We start from the raw sequence: 18,290 nt of genomic DNA, 5'->3' as shown, positions 1-18,290 counted from the left end.
GTGCGGCGGTGAGCCGGACTACTTGCCGACCTTGAGCATGTATCCGAAGCCGCGCTTCGTCTGGATCACCGACTCCTCGGTGTGCGGATCGATCTTGCGACGGAGGTAGGAGATGTAGCTCTCCACGATGCCGGCATCCCCGTTGAAGTCGTACTCCCAGACGTGGTCGAGGATCTGCGCCTTCGACAGGACGCGGTTGGGGTTCAGCATCAGGTAGCGCAGCAGCTTGAACTCGGTCGGGCTCAGCTCGATCGACTCCTTGCCGACATGCACGTCGTGGGTGTCCTGGTCCATCGACAGCTCGCCGGCACGGATGATCGACTCCTCGTCGGCCTGCATGGTGCGTCGCAGGATCGCCTGGGCGCGGGCGACGATCTCGTCGAGGCTGAACGGCTTGGTGACGTAGTCGTCGCCGCCGGCGTTGAGCCCCTCGATCTTGTCGTCGGTGCCGTCCTTCGCGGTGAGGAAGAGGATCGGAGCGGTGAAACCGGCGCCGCGAAGGCGCTTGGTCACGCTGAACCCATTCATGTCCGGGAGCATGACGTCGAGGATGATGAGGTCCGGCTCTTCCTCGAGCACCGCCGAGATGGTGGCGGCGCCGTTGGCCACCGTCTTCACCTGGAACCCGGCGAAGCTGAGACCTGTCGAGAGCAGGTCGCGGATGTTGGGTTCGTCGTCGACGACCAGGATGCGCGCATCAGTCATGTCCCCATTATGGTGACTTCGGCCATGCGGATGCTGATTATCCGTCGGAGCGGCGCTTTCGCCCTCCGCGTAGCGATGCTGCGGGGAGGGCCCGCAGGCGGTCAGGCGGCGAGGGCGTCGGCGTCCATGATGGTGTAGCTGTAGCCCTGTTCGGCGAGGAACCGCTGGCGGTTCTGGGCGTAGTCCTGGTCGATCGTGTCACGGGCGACCAGCGTGTAGAAGCTCGCCGTGCGGCCGGACTGCTTGGGACGCAGGAGCCTGCCCAGGCGCTGGGCCTCCTCCTGTCGCGAGCCGAACGAACCCGACACCTGGATGGCGACGGATGCCTCGGGGAGGTCGATCGAGAAGTTCGCGACCTTCGACACCACGAGCAGTGAGATCTCACCTTCGCGGAAGGCGCGATAGAGCTCCTCGCGCTCGTCGATGGGCGTGGCGCCGGTGATCTGCGGTGCGTTCAGCGACTGCGAGAGCGAGTCGAGCTGGTCGAGGTACTGACCGATCACGAGGATCCGCTCGTCCTTGTGCTTCTCGATGAGCTCTCGCACGGCCGCGATCTTCGCCGGTGCGGAAGCGGCGAGACGGTAGCGTTCGTCGTCTGTCGCGGCGGCGTACTCGAGCCGGTCGTCCGGCGGCAGGTCGACGCGCACCTCGTAGCAGACGGCGGGGGAGATGAACCCCTGGGCCTCGATCTGCTTCCACGGAGCATCGAAGCGCTTGGGGCCGATCAGGCTGAACACGTCGCCCTCGCGACCGTCCTCGCGGACGAGCGTGGCGGTGAGGCCGATCCGGCGCCGAGCCTGGAGATCGGCGGTCAGCTTGAACACGGGCGCGGGGAGCAGGTGCACCTCGTCGTAGACGATGAGACCCCAGTCGAGGGCATCCAGCAGTGCGAGGTGGGCGTACTCGCCTTTCCGCTTCGCCGTGAGGATCTGGTAGGTCGCGATGGTGACCGGCTTGACCTCCTTGGCCTGGCCGGAGTACTCGCCGATCTCCTCGGGTGTGAGGCTCGTGCGCTTGAGCAGCTCGTCGCGCCACTGCCGTGCCGAGACGGTGTTCGTCACGAGGATCAGGGTCGTCGTCTTGGTCGCCGCCATGGCCGCGGCACCGACGATGGTCTTGCCCGCGCCACAGGGCAGCACCACGACGCCCGAGCCGTCCTTCGCGAACGCGTCGACGGCATCCTGCTGGTAGGGGCGGATCTGCCAGCCGTCCTCGGCGAGCTCGATCTCGTGCGGTGTGCCGGGGGTGTACCCGGCGAGGTCCTCGGCCGGCCAGCCGATCTTCAGCAGCTCCTGTTTGATCTGTCCGCGCGCCCACGCGTCGACCACGAAGGTGTCCGGAGCCGGGTGCCCGATCAGCAGCGGCTGGATGCGCTTGTTGTTCGCGACCTGGGCGAGCACGGCCGGGTCGGTCGAGCGCAGGATCAGGGTGCCTTCGTCGTCACGCTCGATCACGAGGCGGCCGTACCGGTTCACGGTCTCGCGGAGGTCGACGGCGACCGACGGCGGCACGGGGAAGCGGGACCAGCGGTCGAGCGTCTCGAGCATGTCTTCGGCGGTGTGCCCGGCGGCACGCGCGTTCCACAGTCCGAGCCGCGTGATGCGGTAGGTGTGGATGTGCTCTGGCGCGCGCTCGAGCTCGGCGAAGATCGCCAGCTCGTGGCGGGCGCTCTCAGCGTCGGAGTGGGCGACTTCGAGCAGCACTGTGCGATCGCTCTGGACGATCAGGGGTCCATCAGACATAGCTGTCCAGTTTACTGCGCGATCACGACGGCGGCGCGGATGCTCGACACCGGCAGCGTGCGTTCGACATCTGCCGCGCGATCTCGCCCGCGGAGGCGTCCTCCGCCGAGCCCGGTGGCTTCGAGGATCAGTTCTCTCGTCGAGCCGTCGGGCATTCCGACGCTCACTCGCAGCACGGCCTTCGCTCGGACAGCGGCCTCGAGCTCGCGGTCGAGCCAGGCGGCGTCCGCGTCCGGCCCCTGATGCGAGCGCATCGCGGCGATGAGCGCGGAATAGTCGGGCGCGGGGTCGGGCGTCGCCTCGGTGATCGGATTCCGCTCGCGGGCGATCGCGCGTCCGTCGTCGTCGACGAGCGTCGCCGGGTACCGAGCGTCAGTCAGCGCCCAATAGACGGTGTCGCGCCCGACACGCGTCGTCAGAGAGGCGACGTGCTTCGTCAGGGCGAGCGGTCGCAGTCCTTGGTCGACGGCCATCGCCTCGATCAGGTGCTGGTCGCTGCTCTCGATGCGCGTCCGACCGGTCTCGGGGTCGATCGACACGCGAACCAGGCCGTGCCGTTGCGCGATCTGGGTGACGAGGTAGCGGAGCGGCTGAGGGATGCCGGTGAGCGAGAGCGATTCGAGGAACTCGAGGATCGACTGCTCGGTCTCGCCGGCGACGAGCGCGTGCGCGATCGACTCGGGGGTGAAGCGGTAGGTGGAGGCCTGGGCTGCGGACTCTCGCGCGGCGATCGTGCGCAGCCGCACGTCGAGCCCAGGAGCGAGAGGGCCGGGCGAGATCGCGCTCAGGTCGTTCTGGAGGAAGATGCGATCGACCTCGTTCGGAAGCAGCGCGACGAGCGCAGCGGCGTCGACGTTCTCGCCTCGGCGGATCGCCGCCGCCCATGCGGGTTCACTCCCGCCGTCGGTGATGAGCCCGAGCAGACGAGCGCGCTCGAGCAGCGCGTCACTGCGGTGGGCCCACGCGGGGTCCCACGGGTGCGCCTGCTCCCAGGCCGTCGTGGACGACCAGCCGCCGTCCGACGCCCGCACTCCTCGGGGGAGAGCATCGCGGAAGCCCTCCACGAGTGCGCTCCACCGATCGGCCACGGGCGATCGCAGCCATTCCTCGGTCCGCGGCGTGGTGCGCAGCCGGCGAGCATCGGGTGCGACGAGCCCCGAGTCGATCGCGATCTCGATCAGCCCGTCGATCGATTCAGCGGCGACGCCCGCTTCGCTGAGCTGCCGCTTCTCTCCCGCGCTGACGTTGCCGCCGGCGAGAAGTGCGAAGGGCTTCTCTCGCGCGAGCAGCAGCAGATCGGCGAGGGCGGAGACCGTCGTGAACGCCCGCTCGGCCGCATGGGCGCTCTCGGCATCGGTCGCGGGCGTCGGCGCCGAGAGGCTGAGCGGAGCCGGCTCCGGTCGATCGGCGATGGCGGCGGCGACCGGCGGGAAGGTGGCGCCGTCGGGGCGCAGCAGTGCGAGACTCTCGAGCGTCGCCCGCTGAGGGGAGTGCTCTGTGACAGGGGTGGCCGCGGCCGCGAGAAGAGAAACGGCCTCGTCGTGCGTGAGCAACGGCAGGATCCGCGCGATCGACGTGGGATCGAGGAGCGCCTCGGCGGCATCGAAGAAGTCCTGCCATCCGGCATCCGCGCGCACGCGTCGGACCGAGAACAGAGTGGTGAGCTGCTCATCGCTCGCCTCGGAGAGCCATTCGGCCAGCGGTCGGGCGTGCGTGCTCATGACGGATTCCTCAGGGCCGCGATGCCGCGCGCCCCTTGCGGATGAAGCTCATGATGAGGAGCACGATGATCATGACGAACGCTGCCGGAAGCCCCCAGTACGGGATCGCGGCGATGAACGGCCAGGCACCGGTGCCGAAGTCCTGCTGCTCCATGCCGACGGCGGTGCCGATGATGATCGCGAAGAAGCAGATGATGGATGCCGCGGCGAGTCCGAGTGCCGTGAACGCCAGGATGCGATCGATGCGGCGAACGGGAACCTCAGGTTCGGGACTCTTGGTGCTCATCCGTCTCAGCCTAGTCGTTGCAGGGTCTCACGGTTCCGCATCGTGACCTACGGATTCCCCGCCCCGCGACCGGTAGGCTGGAGGTGGTCGCACGCGTGCGTCCGATCCAGCTCCACACCGACTCAGCGAGGTTTCTCCCATGCCCACCGGCAAGGTCAGGTTCTACGACGAAGACAAGGGTTTCGGCTTCATCGCCAGCGATGACGGCCAAGACGTCTTCCTGCACGCTTCAGCCATGCCCACGGGCACGGCGGTCAAGGCGGGCGCACGGGTGGAGTTCGGTGTCGCCGATGGCAAGCGCGGCCTCCAGGCGCTGTCCGTGCGGGTGCTCGAAGCCCCGCCGAGCCTCGCGAAGGCGAAGCGCAAGCCGGCGGACGACATGGCGATCATCGTCGAGGACCTCGTCAAGCTCCTCGACGGGATGGGCGGCGATCTGCGACGCGGCCGGTACCCCTCGTCGGCCCAAGGCCGCAAGATCGCGGCAGTTCTGCGCAAGGTAGCCGATGACCTCGAAGCCTGAGGTGGACCAGCGTCTGATCGACGCTCATGATCTCGCGCTCGCCGCACTGCACGAGATCACTCCGCCGTCGACCGTCGGACCCGCAGCCGATTACATCCCCGAAGAGGGCGGCTCTGTGTCGCTGCGCTTCGAGAACCGACTTCCCGGGTACCCGGGCTGGTTCTGGACCGTCACGGTCGCGCGCGTCGATGATGAGGAGCCGACGGTGCTCGAGCTCGAGCTGCTGCCGGGCGACGGAGCGCTTCTCGCACCCGAATGGGTGCCGTGGGCCGAGCGTCTGGCCGATTACCGCGCCCATCAGGTGGAGCTCGCGGCGCAGGCGGCCGCGGCCGCCGCGGAAGGCGAGGACGAGAGCTCGGTCGACGACGACGAATCCGACGACGATCTCGATGACATCGACGAGGACGACGACATCGACGATGACGACGACGACATCGACGAAGACGAGCTCGCCGCCGAGCCGCGTGTGCTGCATGCGGGAGACCTCGACGGAGTCGACGTCGACGAACTCGACGACTCGGCTGCTGCGGACGAAGACGACGACTCGGACGAAGACGACGACTCGGACGACGACGACTCCGACGACGACGAGGACTCCGACGACGACGACGATGACGACGAGGACTCCGACGACGACGACGACTCCGACGACGAGGAATGACCGTCCACTGAGTCGAACGTGAAAAGGGGCCGCGTGTGAACGCGGCCCCTTTTCACGTCGACTCCCTGGCGTCAGGCGCCCTGCTGCTCGAGCACGTAGTCGAGAGAGCGAGTGAGCTGTCGGACGTCGTCGGGTTCGATCGACACGAAGGTCGCGACCCGCAGCTGGTTGCGGCCGAGCTTGCGGTAGGGCTCGGTGTCGACGATGCCGTTGGCCCTCAGGGTCTTGGCTACGGCTGCGGCGTCGACGGTGTCGGCGAAGTCGATGGTCACGACGACGGGTGAGCGGTGTGCCGCATCCGAGACGAACGGGGTCGCCACGGATGATGCCGATGCCCAGTCGTAGAGGACCGCCGAGGACTCCGCCGTGCGGGCGCCGGCCCACGACAGGCCGCCGTTCGAGAGGATCCAGCCGAGCTGGCTGTCGAGCAGGTGCAGCGTCGTCAGCGCCGGCGTGTTCAGCGTCTGGTTGAGTCGCGAGTTGTCGACGGCGTTCTTCAGGCTGAGGAACTCCGGGATATACCGGTCGGAGGCGGCGATGCGCTCGATCCGGTCGACCGCGGCAGGCGACACCGCGGCGAACCAGAGGCCCCCGTCGGAGCCGAGGTTCTTCTGCGGCGCGAAGTAGTAGACATCCGCCTGGGCGGCGTCGAAGTCGATGCCGCCGGCAGCGCTGGTCGCGTCGATGACGGTCAGAGCGCCGTCGGCGATCACGCGCTCGATGGGGGCCGCGACACCGGTGGACGTCTCGTTGTGCGGCCAGGCGTAGACGTCGATGCCCTCGACGACCTCTGCGGCCGTGCGCGAACCGGGCTCGGACTTGCGCACATCGGGCGCCTCGAGCCACGGAGCGGCGGCGGCGGCGGCGAACTTGCCGCCGAACTCGCCGAACACGAGGTTCTGGCTGCGTCGTTCGATCAGCCCGAAGGCCGCAGCATCCCAGAACGCCGTCGAACCGCCGTTGCCGACGATGATCTCGTATCCCTCGGGGAGCCGGAACAGAGCCGCCAGCTGCTCACGGACGCTGCCGACCAGGTTCTTGACCGGCGCCTGGCGGTGCGAGGTGCCCAGCAGGGTGGGCGCCGCGGCGAGCAGCGCGTCGAGCTGCGCAGTGCGCACCTTCGAGGGACCGCAGCCGAAGCGGCCGTCAGCGGGCAGGAGGTCACGGGGAATCTCGATCGCCATGCGTCGATTCTACGGCGTGAGCCCCGAGTGCCCTCACCGCATGACGCCCTGATGTCCGCGTGGGAATGTAGGCTTGCCTAAGAAGACCCGGAGGGCCACATGACGGACTTGATCGACACCACGGAGATGTATCTCCGCACCATCCTCGAACTCGAGGAGGAGAACATCGTGCCGCTGCGTGCGCGAATCTCCGAGCGTCTCGGACACTCGGGTCCGACGGTCTCCCAGACAGTGGGGCGCATGGAGCGCGACGGTCTCGTCGTCGTCTCCGAGGACCGCACCCTCGAACTGACCGACGCTGGCCGTCGCAAGGCCGTCAACGTCATGCGCAAGCACCGCCTGGCCGAGCGTCTGCTCTCGGACGTCATCGGTCTCGACTGGGCGTACGTGCATGAAGAGGCGTGCCGCTGGGAGCACGTCATGAGCGAGCAGGTCGAGCGTCGACTCGTCGAGCTGCTGGGTCACCCGACCGAATCGCCGTACGGCAACCCGATCCCCGGGCTCGACCAGCTGGGCGACACCCCGGCACGCACCTTCGACGAAGGTGTCATCGGACTGGTGCAGAAGCTCAACGCTGCGGGCGCTCCGATCGACGGAACTGTGCGTCGTCTCGCCGAGCCCGCTCAGGTCGATCCTGAGCTGCTCGAGCAGCTCCGCGACGCGGGCGTCGTCCCCGGCGCGAAGGGGGACTATCGCTTCAACGAGGGATACGTCCTCATCCAGATGGAGGGCCAGGAAGACGGTCTTGAGCTCCCCGTCGAGCTCGCCTCCCACATCTTCCTGGTCGGCGAACCTGCCTGATCCACGAGGCCGATCGGCCCTCAGATCCGCGTAATTCCGCCTCTCCGAGGATTGCCAGGTTCGCGGGGTGACAGAATCGTTATCTTCCGGTAACCTCGGACAGGTCGTCGAAGAAGCCCGCTGATGACACCCGAGAGGACTCGCCTTCCAGGCTCGTCGACCTCCCGGTCAGACCGCACAACGTACCCGAGCTACATTCGTGCCACGAGAGCAGAGTGCCGACGAGCCAGCGCTACCCGAGCGCGCAGGCGCTGGAGGATCAAGTTTTGGCCAAAGACATCGAATCGCCCATGAAGACAACTGAAGATCGAGCAGTCGCTCGCAGCTCCCGCAGCCGCGTCGACGCCCGCAAGGTCGTCAAGCCCTTGCGTTCGATCGCCATCTTCGGGGCCGTCGGTGCTCTCGTCGCTGCTGTCGCTCTTCCCGCTTACGCTGCCACGAAGCCCGCCGAGGCGGCGACGACGGTGCAGCAGATGGCTGCCGTTGACGCCCAGTCTCTGGTCGTCGCCTCCGACGCCACGGCCGCACCACTCAGTCGTGGCACCTTCACCGCCACGACTCCGGGTGAGATCGAGAAGAAGAAGGCGGAGGAAGCCGCCGCGGCCCGTGCTGCGGCCGCCGCCAAGGCCGTCACCGCCTCGTCCTCGTCGAGCTTCGACATCGGCAACTACGCGCTGGTCTCGCCGGGTTCCGGCGAGGTCCGCTATCCGCTTCCGCAGGGTTCGTACAACGTCAGCCGCACAGTCGGCGGTGCGCACCAGGGTGCAGACATGCTGGCTCCGGCCGGAACGCCGATCTACGCCGCCGCTGCCGGCGTCGTGCGCGCCTCGGCGGAGAGCATCGGCGGATACGGCGTCGCCGTCATGCTCGACAGCGTCGTGGGCGGCCAGCGCGTGCAGACCACGTACGGCCACATGATCTACGGCTCGCGCCAGGTCCAAGCCGGACAGACCGTCGCCGCCGGTCAGCTGATCGGCTTCGTCGGCAGCACCGGGCGTTCGACGGCGAACCACCTGCACTTCGAGGTCTGGGTCAACGGCGGGCTCATGGAGCCCATCGCCTGGCTCGGCGCCAACGCGGGCTGATCGAGCCACTCCACCCTCTTGCTCGCGGACACGCCTCCGGGAGTTCACCCGCAGTTTCGCCCTCGTGCTCTCCTGATGGGTTAGCCTGAACCCGTTGTCGCACAGGCGGGAGAAGCTGATGGAGCGAATATCGAGCATCCGAACCATGGATGACCTCGGTCGTCACGTCCTTCTGCATCGTCCGCAGGGACACCACGGCTTTGCCGTGCGAATGAGGCGCTGTCTGTAGACAGCGCCTTTTTTCATCCCTGCGAACGCCTCCGCTCCGTGCGGCTTCGTGTGAGTCGAGAGTGCCGGGAAGCCGTCCCGGCGGATCGAGAGGATGACGATGCGCACACTTGTACTGAACGCAGGATACGAACCGCTCGCGATCGTGTCGTTCAAGAGAGCCCTGGTCCTGGTCATGAACGACAAGGCCACCGTGATCGAGCGCGTGGAAGACGACCCCGTCTGGGGCAGCCACGGCGTCTACGACCGCCCCGCCGTCATCGTCCTCTCGCGTTACGTGCGCATTCCCGCCAGCAGACGGGTGCCGGTCACCAGGCGGGGCGTCCTACGCCGCGACAATCACCGCTGCGGCTACTGTGGCAAGGCGGCGTCGACCATCGACCACGTCATGCCGCGCTCGCGGGGCGGAGCCGACTCATGGGAGAACCTCGTCGCCTGCTGCCTGCGCTGCAACAACACCAAGAGCGACCGCACTCCGCAGGAGATGCGCTGGGAGCTGCGCTTCGCGCCGCGTCCTCCTCACGGAACCGCGTGGACGGTGCGTGGCACCGAGCGGAGCGACCCGAGGTGGGAGCCGTACCTCGCCCTGGCGGCGTGAGCGGAAGCCGGGGGCGAGGGTTCCTCTAGAATGGAATCCTCGCCCCCGTAGCTCAGCAGGATAGAGCAGCCCTCTCCTAAAGGGCAGGTCGCTGGTTCGAATCCAGTCGAGGGCACTCCTCAGTCGCGACCGCTCCGCCACAGTTTCGACGGCCACCAGATCACTCGACCCAGGTCGTAGGCGAGCGCAGGCACGAGCAGCGAGCGCACCACGAACGTGTCGAGCAGCACGCCGAACGCCACGATGAACGCGAGCTGTGCCAGGAAAAGGATCGGGATCACCGACAGTGCGGCGAAGGTCGCAGCGAGTACGAGACCGGCGGAGGTGATCACGCCTCCGGTGATCGAGAGCCCGCGGAGGACTCCCTCGCGCGTGCCGTGCTCGAGAGACTCCTCGCGCACTCTGGTCATCAGGAAGATGTTGTAGTCGATGCCGAGCGCGACGAGGAACACGAACCCGTAGAGCGGCACCGCAGGGTCGGCACCGGGGAAGTCGAACACGCCGTTGAACACCAGCGCCGAGACGCCCATGGCCGTGCCGAACGACAGCACCGTGGTGATGATCAGCAGCACTGGGGCGAGGATCGAACGCAGCAGCAGCATGAGGATGAGCATGATCACCACGAGCACCACCGGGATGATGAGATTGCGGTCGTGGATCGACGCGTCATTCGTGTCGATCGCGGTCGCCGTCACACCGCCCACGAGCGCGTCGAGCTCGTTCAACTCGACGCGCAGCTCGCGCACCGTGGCAGCAGCAGCATCCGAGTCGGCCGCGTCGGTCAACGTGCCCTGCAGCAGCACCTCGCCATTCACCACTGTCGGCTCGGGCACGGGGGCACCTGGAGGGCCGACCGCGACCAGTCCGTCTGCGGTGACCGTTGCCGCACCGCTCGGCGAATCGGCAGCCGTCGCCGAGACGCCGTCGATGCCTTCGTCGGCGAGCAGAACGTCGGCGGCATCCTGCAGCCTGTCCTCTGCGACGACCACGTAGACGGGGCTGCCGGAACCGCCAGGGAAGTGCTCGCCGAGGGCCACTTGTCCGTCGCGGGCCTCCGAGGCGCCGAGCACGAGGTCGGACGCCGGAACGCCGGCGGCGTTGAGCTGCAGCACGCCGGACGCGCCGGCGAGCAGCACGAGAGTCGTGACGATCCAGATCGCGCGGGGGCTCTTGGTGATCATGCGGGCCAGACGCGCCCACAGCCCGGTCTTGCGCATGCCGTGCTCTTCGGCGACGACCTCCGGCTCGAACTTCGGACGCCGGGGCCAGAACACCGCGCGGCCGAACAGCAGCAGCAGTGCAGGAAGCAGAGTGAGCGCTGCGAGCATCGCGAACACGATGCCGATCGCGGCCACGGGCCCGAGAGTGCTGTTGGACTTGAGGTCGCTGAGCAGCAGGCACAGAAGGCCGGCGATCACGGTGCCGCCGGAGGCGACGATCGGCTCGAACGAGCCCTTCCACGCAGCCAGCACGGCTGCTCCCTTGTCCTGAACGACGCGGAGCTCTTCACGGAACCGCGCCACGAAGAGCAGGGCGTAGTCGGTCGCCGCTCCGATCACCAGGATGAACAGGATGCCCTGGGTCTGTCCGCTGAGCAGCAGCACCTCGAACTTGGCCAGCCACCAGACGACGAGCAATGCCACGCAGAGAGCGAACAGGCTCGTAGAGAGCACGACGATCGGCAGCAGGAACGAGCGGTAGACCAGGACCAGGATGACGAGCACCGCGAGAAGGGCGACGCCCAGCAGCAGTCCGTCGATGCCGGCGAACCCGGCGACGAGGTCTGCGCTGAAGCCCGCAGGACCGGTGATGTAGACGGTGACGCCGCCAGGAGCGGCTTCCCGCAGCTGAGCGCCGAGCGCGTCGATCGCATCGGCGAGCTCCGCGTCGCCCTCGATGGGGATGAACGCCTGCACCGCCTTGCCGTCTTCGGACGTCAGAGCGGGGGAGACGTCCTCGCTCACACCCTCTACCGAGGGGGCGTCGGCGACGGCATCCGAGATGGTCTGCAGATCCGATTCCGAGAGCTCGTCATCGGACACGAAGACGGCGATCGCGGGAATGGCATCGCTGTCGTTGAACTCGCCGAGGAGCTTCTGCACCTGGGTGGCATCAGCGGATTCGGGCAGATAGCTCGTCTGATCGTTCGACGAGACCTCATCGACCTTGCCGAACAGCGGGCCGCCGAGCCCTGCTCCGACCAGCCACACCAGGATCAGGGCGACGGGGATGAGGACGCGCGCCCAGGAGTGTCGCCGTGTGCGCACTCGGGTCGGCGGGGTGGGCGCGTGCTCAGGGCGGGACATCGGGGTTCCTCTCGGGTGGTGCAGGGTGGGGATCAGCGATGGTGGACGTCAGGAGACCCAGGCGAGGATGAGGATCATCGTCGCGAGGAACCCGGCGAAATAGTTGAGGAAGATGAAACGCCGCCAGGCGCGGTTGGTGCCCGCGGAGGTCTCGTCGGTGACGTTCCACCAGGGCGCGGCGTTCACGATGTACGGCAGCGCGAGCGCAGCGCCCAGCGGGGCCGGCCACGAGGTGAACAGCATCGCGATGCCGGCCAGCGCCCAGAGCGCGATCGACAGCCGCACGGTCGCACGGGCTCCGATCACGGTCGCGATCGATCCGATCCCGCCTTCGCGGTCGGGTGCGATGTCCTGCACCGCGCCGAAGGCGTGTGCCGCCATGCCCCACAGGAAGAAGGCGATGAGCACGATGACCGCCGTGGGCGTGGCGGATGCTTCGGCCAGGGCGAGACCCACGATCGCCGGGGTCACGAAGTGCAGGCTCGAGGTCGTCGAATCGAGGAATGCCCGCTCCTTGAACCGGAGCCCCGGCGCGGAGTAGGCGATCACGGCGAACACGCTGATCGCCAGCCAGAACCACGACGCGGGGTTTCCGACCACCACGAGGTAGACGAGGAACGGGATGTTCGTCACGACCGCCGCCCACAGTGTGGCCCGGTGGATGCGGGGGGAGAGCAGCGCGCCTTCGATCCCGCCCTTGCGCGGGTTGGCGAGGTCGGACGCGTAGTCGAACACGTCATTGATGCCGTACATCGCCAGGTTGTAGGGCACCAGGAAGTACAGCGTGCCGATGATCAGCGTGAGGTCGATCTCTCGGGTGCTGAGAAGGTATGCGGCCGCGAAGGGGAACGCCGTGTTGATCCAGCTGATCGGACGGGATGACAGGACGATCTGCGCGATGTCGCGACCGACGGATCCGCGGGCCGACGAGGTCATGAGGGATCCTCGTCGGCGGTTCTGACGTCGTCACGAGCGCGTCGACGGGCGCGCAGCGCCGCCCACAGAGTCGGCAGCAGCACCGCCCCGGCGAGCGGATAGGCGAAGTCCTCGAGAGGCGCGAGACCGATGTGCACGCCGAGCAGATGATCGGCGGAGTAGTGGAACAGGCCCGTCGCGATCATCACCGTATCGAACACGGCGGTGAGGATGAAGAGCACGACGACGGTCACGGCCACGGCGCCGAGGTGGGCGCGATGCCGGCCCGAGACGACGGACAGAACGATGGCCGCCACCACCGCGGCGCCGACGAACCACGCGGAGAGCTCGAGGTAGGTCACTGTGCGACCTCGCTCGGGCGTCGGGTCAGTCTCGTCAGGATGCGCACGGCGCCGGTGTAGACGATCATCGTGCACACGACCAGGAACAGAAGGAAGACCGGCTCCTCGATCGGGAGCTCGGGGGCGAGGACGATCCCTGTCGCGATGGCCGACTCGCCACGGAAGAAGATCCCTCCGGCGATGCCCGCGACGTCCCAGACGAGGAAGAACGCGAGCCCGACGGCCGTGACGACGGACGCGGAGACGGCGTCGCGCCAGAAGAAGAGCCGGAATCTCCGATCGAGCAGCAGCATGCATCCGAGGGTGGCGAGCAGGACCACCGGATATACGAAGCCCATCACGCGGTTCCGCTCGCAGACTCAGCGGTGGCCGAGACGTCGAGAGGTCCGCTGGAGTGGTCGCCGCGGATCCGCTTGAGAACGATCTCTGCGCTGATCAGGCACATCGGCACGCCGACCCCCGGTGCGGTCGTGGCGCCCGCGTAGTACAGCCCCGTCACCTGGCGCGACTCGTTCTGAGCGCGGAACATCGCGCTCTGGGAGAGGATGTGTGCCGGTCCCAGCATCCCGCCGCGCCACGAGTTGTAGTCCTCGAGGAAGTCTGCGGGACCTTTCGTCTCACGCACCACGATGCGCTCGCGCAGGTCGTCGATGCCGGCCCAGCGCGAGATCTGGTCGATCGCGGCATCCGCTGCCCGCTCTATCGCCGCAGATCCGCCGCCGTCGGAGCCGCCCGCGCCCAATGCGGTGTCGGCAGGGATGGGCACCAGCACGAAGAGGTTCTCGTGCCCTTCGGGGGCGACGGTGCTGTCGGTGGCGCTCGGACGGCAGACGTACGTCGAGGCGGGGGAGGGGATCTCGGGCGCATCGCCGAAGATGGCGTCGAAGTTGGCATCCCAGTCTTCGGTGAAGAACAGCGAGTGGTGCGGCAGCTCGGGCAGAGAGCCGCGGACGCCGAGCATCACGAGCACGGCACCCGGTCCGCTGGTGCGCCGCTGCCACCACGAATCGGGGTACGTGCGAAGGTGCGGTGGGAGCAGCGCCGTCTCGGTGTGATGCAGATCGGCGCCGGAGACGACGATGTCGGCGTCTGCCGTGTGCGCGACTCCGTCGGAGTCGCGCCACTCGACACCCGTCACAGTGGGTGCGCCCGACCGGATGCCTGTGCTGATCGCCGTGACGTCGGCATCCAGCACGATCCTGGCGCCCGCCGCCTCGGCCAGCTCCGCGATGCGCTCGACGACGCGCCAGAACCCGCCCTGCGGATAGCTGACGCCCTCGTCGAGATCGAGAGCGCTCATGAGGTGGTACATCGCCGGGGCGGTGCGGGGATCGGTGCCGAGGAACACCGCGGGGTATCCGAGCAGTTGACGGATCACCGGGTCTCGGAAGCGCCGAGCGGCGAACGACTGCAGGCGCGTGCCGAGCAGCGTGAAGAGACGAGGAAGGGCTCGCAGCACCTCCGGCGTCATCAGCGTGCGCAGTCGCGTGAACGGGTTGTAGAGGAAGTAGCGTTCGGCCATGACGCGCGCGTCGTGCGCCGAGTCGAGGTACGCGTCGAGCGCCTGCGCCGAGCCGGGCTCGCGGGACTCGAACAGACGAGATACCGCCGCGCGCCCGAAGGGCACGGTGACGGAGGGCGATGGGTGCCCGTCCGATTCCGGTGCCTGGAAGACGCGGTACCCGGGATCGAGGAGCGTCAGGTCGAGCTGATCCTGCGTCGAGGTGCCCATCATCTCGAAGAAGTGGTCGAACACCTCGGGCATGAGGTACCACGACGGCCCGGAGTCGAACCGGAAGCCGTCGCGCTCTATGGTGCCCGCGCGACCACCGACGCGGCTGTTCTTCTCATAGACGGTCACCTCGTGACCGTCGCGGGCGAGCAGTCCTGCGACAGCGAGACCGGCGACTCCCGCGCCGATCACCGCGACCCGGCTCATCGGTTCCGCTCCAGCGCCGTCACGAGCACTGACCGCGTGGCCAGCAGCGCCTTGATCGGATCCGGCACGCGCACCCGGCGCTCGTAGAGGCTCGAGGCCGGAGTCTTCGCGACGCGTCTCGTCAGGGCGGCGAACAGCGCGTGGGCGCTGCGCACGGCGGCGCGAGCGTCTTTGGGCAGCAAGGGGATCGAGCGTGCCGCATCGTCGAGCTGCGCCGTGATGGTGCGAACCCAGTCGTCGCGGTCGGCATCGGTGAGGCGGCCGCCGTCGCCGAGATAGCCGCGCTGGAGGCGCTCGGTGTCGTCGGCGAGGTCACGGAGGAAGTTGACGTTCTGGAACGCGGCGCCGAGCTGTCGTGCTCCGTGGGTCAGGGTCTCGAGTTCGCCGGTGGTGCGCGTGTCTTCTCGCAGGAACACCCGCAGGCACATCAGTCCGACCACCTCGGCCGAGCCGTAGACATAGCGCTCGTGCGCCGCCGCGTCGTAGGCGGTGAAGCCGGTGTCGCCCGCGATGTCTGCGGCCATCGAGTCGAAGAACGGCTGCGTGAGATCCTCGCCGATCCCGCACTCCCTCGCCGTGCGCGCGAAGGCGTGCAACACGAGGTCCGTGCTGTATCCGACATCCATCGCCCGGTGGGTCTCGGCCACATAAGACGCGAGCGCGCCGGTCTGCGCGGACTCGTCGAGTCCTGCCTGCGCGGCGACGCCGTCGACGATCTCGTCGGCGATGCGAACCATGGCGTAGATGTTGCGCACATGCTGGCGATGTCTCTCCCCGAGCAGTCGGGTCGCCAGCCCGAACGACGTCGAGTATGTGCGGATGACCTCGGTGGATGCTGTGTCGGCGGCGCGGTTGAACCGTCCCAGACTCGCACCCGACGCGTCGTGAGGGGTCGGGCTCATGCCTGTCGTCCTTCGAGGCGAGACGCGGAGACCAGAATCGACCGCGCGGCATCCGAGCTGATCTCGCCGGCGAGCTCCGCCTCTGACAACAGCGCGTAGACCGCGTCGAGCTGATCGCCGATGAGGCCGACGACGAATCGCTCGGCTCCGCATTCGCGCAGCAGGTCGCGCATCGCGGTGGCATCCTGGAGGCTCAGATCTGCGGAACCGAATCGGGGCGCGATGCGCTCCCAGGTGCCCGTCGATCGGGCGAAGGCGATGAGGGCCGTCTCCTTGCCCTCCCGCAGATCGGAGAACGCATCCTTGCCATGTGTGCGGTGGTCTCCGAAGACACAGAGCAGGTCGTCCTGCAGCTGATATGCGAGACCCAGGTGGCGGCCCACGGACTGCAGCGTCGCTTCGGCCGAATCGGAGGAGTCGGCGAGGAGCGCCGCTGCTCTCAGAGGCAGTGAGAACGAGTAGGTCGCCGTCTTGTAGACGCTCATGGTGAGGACGGTGTCGACGTCCGACGCGATGATCCCGTGGCTCAGCGCCACGTCGGTGTGCTCGCCGGCCACCGTCTCGAGGATGGTCTGCTCGACGAGATCGAGCAGGCGTCGTCGTGCGTGCGCCGAGACCTCTGCCCGGGCGAAACCCATGATCGCGGCCGAGAGCATCAGATCGCCCATCAGGATCGCGCTGGATCTTGCCCAGTGCAGCGAGTCCTCCTCGGAGGTGGCCGGCGTGCTCGCCGCGAGCTCTCCGATCAGGTTCGGTCGCTTGCGGCGGGTCAGATCTCCGTCGATGACGTCGTCGTGCAGCAGGAAGGCGTAGTGCAGCAGCTCGATGTGCGTCGCGATGTCGACGGCGGCCACCGTCGCGCTGTCGTCGGCGGACGGGACGAGTGCGCGATGGATGTCGAGCAGCAGCCTCGGGCGAACGAGCTTGCCGCCGAGCGCATGGTCTGCGGTCGCGCGCCAGAGCGCAGCGAACTCGGTTCCATACGCCTCTGCGTTCTCGCAGTGCAGGGCGAAGCGCTGGCGGAGCATCTCTTCGACTCGAGGGCTCAGGTCCTCTCGCGGCGCGGCCTGCGTCACGGTCACGGTCATGGTCACACCACCCCGAGGTCGCGGAGCTGGGGGAGCTGCTCGACGAGCCAGGGGCTGAAGGCGAAGGGAGCGCCGATCACGGAGTCGGCGAACTCCGCCGGGTCGACCCATGCCCACTCGGCGACCTCGTCGGGGTCAGGGGAGAGGGGGCCGTCTGCGATGGCCACATGGACGGGGCAGATCTCGTTCTCGACGATTCCGCTCGCGTCGACGGCCCGGTAGCGGTAGTCGGGCAGCACCAGGGAGACGTCGGTGAGGCGGAGCCCGAGTTCGTCCTGTGCGCGTCGATGCACGGCGTCGGTCATGTCTTCGCCGGGGCGAGGGTGACCGCAGAAGCTGTTGGTCCATACGCCGGGCCATGTGCGCTTCGCGAGTGCTCGTCGCGTCACCAGAAGACGCCCCTCACGATCGAAGACGTGGCAGGAGAAGGCCAGGTGAAGAGGGGTATCGGTCGTGTGGACCGTGTCTTTCGCACTGGTGCCGATCGCGACTCCGTCTGCAGAAAGGAGGGTGACCTCATCCAACGGGGGAACCTCCTCGATTTTCGCTAGCTTAGCTAATAATCAACATAACATGAAACATTCGTGTGTAGCATGATGTCATGCACGACGGACCCGACGCCACCCCCCGCGGAAGCGGCGCGTCCGACGTCCTCTCTCGACTGGAGGCGGGCTCGCCGGACGGCGTCGCGCACGCGGCGATCTACGACGTCGAGTCCGCGGATCCGCGGAGCACCCTGATCGACCGGTCCGGAGTCGCACCTGAGGACCTGCGCCAGATCGCGCTGGTGATGGGAGCGCTCGGCGAGCTCAGGGACGCGGAGCAGAAGCTGTCGCTCGCCTCGCGACGTTACATGCGCCTCAACGACACGGACATGCGAGCGCTGCATTATCTGATCGTCTGCGCGAACCGCGGTGCGACGGCCACTCCTGGAGGCATCGCCACCCACCTCGGCATCTCGACGGCGTCGACGACCAAGCTGCTCGACCGCCTGGAGAAGGGCGGCCACATCCGGCGCGCACCGCATCCGACCGACCGGCGCGCTCTGGCGATCACCATCACTCCGGAGACGCGACAGGCGGCGATGGAGACGGTGGGTCGTCAGCAGGCCAAGCGCTTCTACTCAGCAGCGCGGTTGACGGCGGAGGAGCGTGACGTCGTCATCCGATTCCTGTCGGACATGGCGAAGGAGATCACGCTCCGGGATGAGCCGTGGGCCCAACCCGGAGTCGCGACCTCCGAGTGAG

General features: G+C 67.8%; 19 protein-coding genes and 1 tRNA gene. 7 read left to right on the top strand and 13 right to left on the bottom strand.

Translation table 11 applies throughout. The features are described from left to right. Positions 1–18: 18 nt before the first annotated feature. From ASF87_RS01280 to ASF87_RS01265, 4 genes are all read right to left on the bottom strand, one after another. Positions 19–705 carry a response regulator transcription factor gene (locus ASF87_RS01280; RefSeq protein ID WP_042539813.1) on the bottom strand — a complete coding sequence of 229 codons (687 nt, stop codon included), beginning with the start codon at positions 703–705 and terminating at the stop codon, positions 19–21. A gap of 101 nt (positions 706–806) precedes the next feature. Beyond that, complete coding sequence (locus tag ASF87_RS01275; RefSeq protein WP_056373586.1) at positions 807–2,447, bottom strand: DNA repair helicase XPB; 1,641 nt, start codon at positions 2,445–2,447, stop codon at positions 807–809. Between the two features lie 11 nt (positions 2,448–2,458). Beyond that, a complete protein-coding gene (locus tag ASF87_RS01270; RefSeq protein WP_056373584.1) occupies positions 2,459–4,168 on the bottom strand; it encodes a helicase-associated domain-containing protein in 1,710 nt (569 codons plus the stop codon). Between the two features lie 10 nt (positions 4,169–4,178). Then, positions 4,179–4,454, bottom strand: coding sequence for a hypothetical protein (locus tag ASF87_RS01265; RefSeq protein ID WP_056373582.1), 276 nt, complete (start codon positions 4,452–4,454; stop codon positions 4,179–4,181). Between the two features lie 139 nt (positions 4,455–4,593). Here ASF87_RS01265 and ASF87_RS01260 point away from each other — a divergent pair, with 139 nt between their 5' ends. Both ASF87_RS01260 and ASF87_RS01255 read left to right on the top strand, forming a co-directional pair. Further along, the gene (locus tag ASF87_RS01260) at positions 4,594–4,974 is read left to right on the top strand and encodes a cold-shock protein (protein WP_056373580.1); all 381 of its coding nucleotides are present in this window, start codon (positions 4,594–4,596) and stop codon (positions 4,972–4,974) included. Then, positions 4,958–5,635 carry a DUF3027 domain-containing protein gene (locus ASF87_RS01255; RefSeq protein ID WP_056373578.1) on the top strand — a complete coding sequence of 226 codons (678 nt, stop codon included), beginning with the start codon at positions 4,958–4,960 and terminating at the stop codon, positions 5,633–5,635. The genes ASF87_RS01260 and ASF87_RS01255 overlap by 17 nt, the downstream gene beginning before the upstream one ends. A gap of 71 nt (positions 5,636–5,706) precedes the next feature. Here the strand turns inward: ASF87_RS01255 and serC are convergent, their stop codons facing one another. Further along, a complete protein-coding gene (gene serC / locus ASF87_RS01250; protein ID WP_056373576.1) occupies positions 5,707–6,819 on the bottom strand; it encodes a phosphoserine transaminase in 1,113 nt (370 codons plus the stop codon). 99 nt (positions 6,820–6,918) lie between these two features. On the opposite strand from serC, the gene ASF87_RS01245 reads away from it, so the two are divergent. The 4 genes from ASF87_RS01245 to ASF87_RS01230 all read left to right on the top strand — a co-directional run bounded on the left by ASF87_RS01245 (position 6,919) and on the right by ASF87_RS01230 (position 9,646). Further along, positions 6,919–7,620 (top strand): metal-dependent transcriptional regulator, encoded by a 702-nt coding sequence (locus tag ASF87_RS01245; protein WP_042539828.1) that lies wholly within the window; start codon positions 6,919–6,921, stop codon positions 7,618–7,620. Positions 7,621–7,910: 290 nt separating this feature from the next. Next, positions 7,911–8,705: a M23 family metallopeptidase gene (locus ASF87_RS01240; protein ID WP_042539830.1), complete on the top strand. Its 795-nt coding sequence runs from the start codon at positions 7,911–7,913 to the stop codon at positions 8,703–8,705. A 328-nt stretch (positions 8,706–9,033) separates the two neighbouring features. Next, positions 9,034–9,531 carry an HNH endonuclease gene (locus ASF87_RS01235; RefSeq protein ID WP_042539885.1) on the top strand — a complete coding sequence of 166 codons (498 nt, stop codon included), beginning with the start codon at positions 9,034–9,036 and terminating at the stop codon, positions 9,529–9,531. A gap of 41 nt (positions 9,532–9,572) precedes the next feature. Beyond that, a tRNA-Arg gene (locus ASF87_RS01230) sits at positions 9,573–9,646 on the top strand. A gap of 4 nt (positions 9,647–9,650) precedes the next feature. Here ASF87_RS01230 and ASF87_RS01225 read toward each other — a convergent pair. Genes ASF87_RS01225 through idi form a run of 8 tightly spaced genes read right to left on the bottom strand, consistent with a single transcriptional unit; the run spans position 9,651 to position 17,567 of the window. Next, positions 9,651–11,837: an MMPL family transporter gene (locus ASF87_RS01225; RefSeq protein ID WP_056373574.1), complete on the bottom strand. Its 2,187-nt coding sequence runs from the start codon at positions 11,835–11,837 to the stop codon at positions 9,651–9,653. Positions 11,838–11,885: 48 nt separating this feature from the next. Continuing rightward, on the bottom strand, positions 11,886–12,773 hold the full coding sequence (locus ASF87_RS01220) for a prenyltransferase (RefSeq protein WP_056373572.1): 888 nt from the start codon (positions 12,771–12,773) through the stop codon (positions 11,886–11,888). After that, positions 12,770–13,114, bottom strand: coding sequence for a lycopene cyclase domain-containing protein (locus ASF87_RS01215; RefSeq protein WP_056373570.1), 345 nt, complete (start codon positions 13,112–13,114; stop codon positions 12,770–12,772). Before ASF87_RS01215 ends, ASF87_RS01220 begins: the two co-directional genes overlap by 4 nt. Further along, the gene (locus ASF87_RS01210; protein ID WP_042539838.1) at positions 13,111–13,452 is read right to left on the bottom strand and encodes a lycopene cyclase domain-containing protein; all 342 of its coding nucleotides are present in this window, start codon (positions 13,450–13,452) and stop codon (positions 13,111–13,113) included. The genes ASF87_RS01215 and ASF87_RS01210 overlap by 4 nt, the downstream gene beginning before the upstream one ends. Continuing rightward, complete coding sequence (crtI, locus tag ASF87_RS01205; protein WP_042539841.1) at positions 13,452–15,053, bottom strand: phytoene desaturase family protein; 1,602 nt, start codon at positions 15,051–15,053, stop codon at positions 13,452–13,454. The genes ASF87_RS01210 and crtI overlap by 1 nt, the downstream gene beginning before the upstream one ends. After that, positions 15,050–15,955: a phytoene/squalene synthase family protein gene (locus ASF87_RS01200; protein ID WP_042539842.1), complete on the bottom strand. Its 906-nt coding sequence runs from the start codon at positions 15,953–15,955 to the stop codon at positions 15,050–15,052. Before ASF87_RS01200 ends, crtI begins: the two co-directional genes overlap by 4 nt. Further along, positions 15,952–17,043 carry a polyprenyl synthetase family protein gene (locus ASF87_RS01195; protein ID WP_052492919.1) on the bottom strand — a complete coding sequence of 364 codons (1,092 nt, stop codon included), beginning with the start codon at positions 17,041–17,043 and terminating at the stop codon, positions 15,952–15,954. The genes ASF87_RS01200 and ASF87_RS01195 overlap by 4 nt, the downstream gene beginning before the upstream one ends. 2 nt (positions 17,044–17,045) lie before the next feature. Next, entirely contained in the window at positions 17,046–17,567 is a 522-nt protein-coding gene (gene idi / locus ASF87_RS01190) for an isopentenyl-diphosphate Delta-isomerase (protein WP_079113265.1), read from the bottom strand. Between the two features lie 77 nt (positions 17,568–17,644). Here idi and ASF87_RS01185 point away from each other — a divergent pair, with 77 nt between their 5' ends. Beyond that, positions 17,645–18,289: a MarR family winged helix-turn-helix transcriptional regulator gene (locus ASF87_RS01185; RefSeq protein ID WP_082508715.1), complete on the top strand. Its 645-nt coding sequence runs from the start codon at positions 17,645–17,647 to the stop codon at positions 18,287–18,289. Position 18,290 lies beyond the last annotated feature (1 nt).

The organism is Microbacterium sp. Leaf161, assembly GCF_001423645.1.
Classification (GTDB): domain Bacteria; phylum Actinomycetota; class Actinomycetes; order Actinomycetales; family Microbacteriaceae; genus Microbacterium; species Microbacterium forte.
This window is presented reverse-complemented; position numbering and strand designations above follow the sequence as displayed.

What these genes read in the sequence shown, in the direction of transcription:
- ASF87_RS01255 (WP_056373578.1), top strand. Translation starts at nt 4,958, where the DNA reads ATGACCTCGAAGCCTGAGGTGGACCAGCGTCTGATCGACGCTCATGAT.
- ASF87_RS01280 (WP_042539813.1), bottom strand. Translation starts at nt 705, where the DNA reads ATGACTGATGCGCGCATCCTGGTCGTCGACGACGAACCCAACATCCGC.
- crtI (WP_042539841.1), bottom strand. Translation starts at nt 15,053, where the DNA reads ATGAGCCGGGTCGCGGTGATCGGCGCGGGAGTCGCCGGTCTCGCTGTC.
- ASF87_RS01195 (WP_052492919.1), bottom strand. Translation starts at nt 17,043, where the DNA reads ATGACCGTGACCGTGACGCAGGCCGCGCCGCGAGAGGACCTGAGCCCT.
- ASF87_RS01225 (WP_056373574.1), bottom strand. Translation starts at nt 11,837, where the DNA reads ATGTCCCGCCCTGAGCACGCGCCCACCCCGCCGACCCGAGTGCGCACA.
- ASF87_RS01235 (WP_042539885.1), top strand. Translation starts at nt 9,034, where the DNA reads ATGCGCACACTTGTACTGAACGCAGGATACGAACCGCTCGCGATCGTG.
- ASF87_RS01200 (WP_042539842.1), bottom strand. Translation starts at nt 15,955, where the DNA reads ATGAGCCCGACCCCTCACGACGCGTCGGGTGCGAGTCTGGGACGGTTC.
- ASF87_RS01265 (WP_056373582.1), bottom strand. Translation starts at nt 4,454, where the DNA reads ATGAGCACCAAGAGTCCCGAACCTGAGGTTCCCGTTCGCCGCATCGAT.
- ASF87_RS01240 (WP_042539830.1), top strand. Translation starts at nt 7,911, where the DNA reads ATGAAGACAACTGAAGATCGAGCAGTCGCTCGCAGCTCCCGCAGCCGC.
- ASF87_RS01275 (WP_056373586.1), bottom strand. Translation starts at nt 2,447, where the DNA reads ATGTCTGATGGACCCCTGATCGTCCAGAGCGATCGCACAGTGCTGCTC.
- ASF87_RS01260 (WP_056373580.1), top strand. Translation starts at nt 4,594, where the DNA reads ATGCCCACCGGCAAGGTCAGGTTCTACGACGAAGACAAGGGTTTCGGC.
- ASF87_RS01245 (WP_042539828.1), top strand. Translation starts at nt 6,919, where the DNA reads ATGACGGACTTGATCGACACCACGGAGATGTATCTCCGCACCATCCTC.
- ASF87_RS01270 (WP_056373584.1), bottom strand. Translation starts at nt 4,168, where the DNA reads ATGAGCACGCACGCCCGACCGCTGGCCGAATGGCTCTCCGAGGCGAGC.
- serC (WP_056373576.1), bottom strand. Translation starts at nt 6,819, where the DNA reads ATGGCGATCGAGATTCCCCGTGACCTCCTGCCCGCTGACGGCCGCTTC.
- ASF87_RS01185 (WP_082508715.1), top strand. Translation starts at nt 17,645, where the DNA reads ATGCACGACGGACCCGACGCCACCCCCCGCGGAAGCGGCGCGTCCGAC.
- ASF87_RS01210 (WP_042539838.1), bottom strand. Translation starts at nt 13,452, where the DNA reads ATGGGCTTCGTATATCCGGTGGTCCTGCTCGCCACCCTCGGATGCATG.
- ASF87_RS01220 (WP_056373572.1), bottom strand. Translation starts at nt 12,773, where the DNA reads ATGACCTCGTCGGCCCGCGGATCCGTCGGTCGCGACATCGCGCAGATC.